We start from the raw sequence: 846 nt of genomic DNA on the forward strand, positions 1-846 counted from the left end.
CCTGGTGACGGGCATACAGAAAGCTCCTGGTAGACGGGTTCACGACCAAGATCACCAGTCCGCCAGGAGCTCTCGTGCTTGTCTACCCGTCTGTCATCGATCTGTCCAGCCGCACCCTGCAGCGGCTTGCCGGACTGCTCGCGGGTCACCGACGTCGGATCCACTCCCGCTGGCGTCGCCTCCCCTGCGGCCGGCAGGCCCTGCTCGTCCTCGCGCACCTGCGCTGCGGTGATACCTATGCCCGCCTCGCGGCGGGTTTCCGCATCGGGATCGCGACGGTCTACCGCTACATCCGCGAGGCCGTAGACCTCCTGGCCCCGCTCGCTCCGACACTGGAGCAGGCCATGCATACGGCCCGCCGGAAGGCGTACGTGATCCTCGACGGCACGCTCCTGCTGATCGACCGCATCGCCGCCGACCGCCCGTACTACTCGGGCAAGAAGAAGCACCACGGCATGAACGTGCAGATCCTCGCCGACCCTGCCGGACGCCTGATCTGGGCATCGGACGCACTGCCGGGAGCCACCCACGACCTGACCGCGGCCCGGACCCACGACATCCCGGCCTCTCTGACCGCCCGCAACATCAAGTGCTGGGCCGACAAGGCATATCAGGGCGCGAGCCCCGCCATCCGCGTCCCATTCCGCGGCAGGAACCTGCGCGGCTGGCGCCGGCGCCACAATCGGGACCATGCCAAGATCCGCAGCCTCGGCGAACGCGCCATGGCGGTACTCAAGAGCTGGCGGCTCCTGCGCAAGCTCCGCTGCAGCACCACCCGGATCACCGCCATCGTCCGAGCCGTCGTCGCCCTCGAACTCGCCAACTGATCAAGATGGAAAACCCTCA

The 846-nt window shown here is 67.8% G+C and carries 1 protein-coding gene; it reads left to right on the top strand.

What is annotated here, in order from left to right; genetic code table 11:
- The first annotated feature begins 74 nt into the window (after positions 1–74).
- A complete protein-coding gene (locus tag KM933_RS38705; RefSeq protein ID WP_221362361.1) occupies positions 75–827 on the top strand; it encodes a transposase family protein in 753 nt (250 codons plus the stop codon).
- Positions 828–846: the final 19 nt, after the last annotated feature.

It is taken from the genome of Streptomyces beigongshangae (assembly GCF_019710745.1).
GTDB lineage: Bacteria > Actinomycetota > Actinomycetes > Streptomycetales > Streptomycetaceae > Streptomyces > Streptomyces beigongshangae.